Source organism: Promicromonospora citrea (assembly GCF_013004695.1).
GTDB lineage: Bacteria > Actinomycetota > Actinomycetes > Actinomycetales > Cellulomonadaceae > Promicromonospora > Promicromonospora citrea.
Genome location: NZ_JABEMG010000259.1, coordinates 1 through 2136, shown reverse-complemented (window position 1 = coordinate 2136; position 2136 = coordinate 1). Strand labels below are relative to the sequence as shown.

Genomic DNA, 2136 nt, shown 5'->3' with positions numbered 1-2136 from the left:
CCGGGGGCCGTGGGGCCGGTGGGTTCGCGCAGGTGGGCGCGCAGCGGTGCGGCCGGGCGGGCGGTGCCGGCCCAGGCGGCGGCGAGCAGGCCGGGGACGCCGACGAGGGCGACGTCGCCGCGGCCCGCGAGGACGGCGACGACCAGCAGCACGACCCCCGTGACGACGGCGGCGGTGCGCGCCGAGGTGGTGCGCCACCCGGTGAGCTCGTCGGCGCGCCTGCCCCCGCTGGTGCGGCCGCGTTCGACGATGACGCCGCCGACGGTCATGAGGCGCGCACCGTCGCGGGCGTCGGCACGGTGCGCAGCAGCTCGGTGACGACGTCCTCGGGGCGCGCGGCGGCCGCCCATGCGGTCGGCGTCAGGGTGAGGCGGTGCGCGAGGACGGGCACGGCGACCTGCTTGACGTCCTCGGGCAGCACGTAGTCGCGGCCGTCGAGCACGGCCACGGCGCGGGCCAGCAGGACGAGGTTCTGCGAGCCGCGGGGCGAGGCGCCGACCTCCAGGTCACGGTGCCCGCGCGTCGCGGCGGCCAGGTCGACGCAGTACCGCACCACGTCGGGGTCCACGCCGACGGCCTCGGTGCCCGCCTGCATGGCCAGGACCGTCGCGGGGTCGACGACCCGCTGCACCGGCGCGGCCTCCTGCCGGCGGGCCAGGCGCCGCGCGAGCACCTCGGCCTCCTGCGCGGCGTCCGGGTAGCCGACGGCGAGCCGCACCATGAACCGGTCGAGCTGCGCCTCGGGCAGCGGGTAGGTGCCCTCGTACTCGACCGGGTTGGACGTGGCCAGCACGTGGAACGGACGCGGCAGCGGGCGGGAGGTGCCCTCGATCGACACCTGCCGCTCCGCCATGGCCTCCAGCAGCGCCGACTGCGTCTTCGGGGCGGTGCGGTTGATCTCGTCGGCGAGGAACAGGCCCGTGAACACCGGCCCGGGCCGGAACTCGAACGTGCGCGTGGCCGGGTCGAACACCGACGAGCCCGTGATGTCGGCGGGCAGCAGGTCGGGCGTGCACTGCAGGCGGGCGAAGTCGAGCCCCAGGGCCGAGGCGAGCGACCGGGCGGCGAGCGTCTTGCCCAGGCCCGGCACGTCCTCGAACAGGACGTGCCCGCCCGCCAGGATCGTGGCCAGCGCCGTGCGCAGCGCTCCCCGCATGCCGACGACGGCGGTGCCGACCTCGGCCAGCACGCGCTCACCGAGGGCCGCGACCTCCGCGACGGGCAGCGGGGCGGGCGTGGGGACGGTCGGGGTCGGGCCCGGGGTCGGTTCAGGCACGGTGCTCCTCCGTGTCGATGGGACGGTCGGCGGGATCGGTGGTGCCGTCGGGTGCGGTCTCTCCCGCCGGGGCCGGGCCCAGGCGCTCGATCGCGTCGAGCCACTCCTGGACGGTACGGCCCCGCGGGGGGACGCCCGAGGCGAGCTGGCGGACCACGCGTGCGCCGAGCAGCCGCTCGACGTCCGCGCGGGCGTCCGGGTCGGAGGCGTCGACGCCGTGCGCCCGCAGCCGGTCGACGGCCAGGGCCCGCACCCGGCGCACCACACGGTCGGTCACGCGGCCGTCGCGGCCGAACGCCGCCCAGCCGAGGTCGGACACGTCGTGCCGCCCGCCCGGGCGGGCCTCGAACGCGACGCGCGGCCACTCCGGGTCGGCCACCTGCCTCTCGGTCGCCGACCACACCACCGTCAGCGCGCACGCCAGGGCCGTCGCCGCGGCCGCGTGCCACGGGCCGAGCACGTTCCACCACGCCAGACCCGCCGCGGCCAGGCCGGTGAGCACCGTGACGGTCACGACGCGCCGCACGTTCAGCCGCGTCACGGCGCCTCCACCGCCCCCGCGTCGGGCACGTCGAGGCTGCGGGCGATCGCCGCGAGCGCCGTGCGGGCCTGGTCGACGGCGTGGTCGTCGACGGGGCGGTCGGTGAAGCGGGCGCGCTGGTAGAGGGTGCGCAGGCGGGTGACGGCGTCGGGGGGTGCCGGGGTGGTGGCCAGGACGGCGGTGGTGAACTCGGTGGGGGTCTGGGCGGGGTCGCGGCGGGTGCCTGCGCGGGCGGCGGCGTCCTCGAGGGCGACCCAGGCGGCGACGACGGCGTCGCGGGGGCGGGTGTGGTGGTCGAGGTGGGTGAGGGCGCGGGTGA

The 2136-nt window shown here is 78.2% G+C and carries 3 protein-coding genes and 1 pseudogene; all 4 read right to left on the bottom strand.

Translation table 11 applies throughout. From position 1 onward, the window contains the following. A pseudogene (locus HLB15_RS23395) lies at nucleotides 1-269 on the bottom strand (DUF58 domain-containing protein); the annotation flags it as partial. Beyond that, nucleotides 266-1276 carry an AAA family ATPase gene (locus tag HLB15_RS23390; protein ID WP_171109139.1) on the bottom strand — a complete coding sequence of 337 codons (1011 nt, stop codon included), beginning with the start codon at nucleotides 1274-1276 and terminating at the stop codon, nucleotides 266-268. The pseudogene HLB15_RS23395 and the gene HLB15_RS23390, both read right to left, overlap by 4 nt. Continuing rightward, on the bottom strand, nucleotides 1269-1817 hold the full coding sequence (locus HLB15_RS23385) for a hypothetical protein (RefSeq protein WP_171109137.1): 549 nt from the start codon (nucleotides 1815-1817) through the stop codon (nucleotides 1269-1271). The genes HLB15_RS23390 and HLB15_RS23385 overlap by 8 nt, the downstream gene beginning before the upstream one ends. Beyond that, a partial coding sequence (locus HLB15_RS23380) for a DUF4129 domain-containing protein (RefSeq protein WP_171109135.1) occupies nucleotides 1814-2136 on the bottom strand: 323 nt, incomplete at its 5' end. The genes HLB15_RS23385 and HLB15_RS23380, both read right to left, overlap by 4 nt.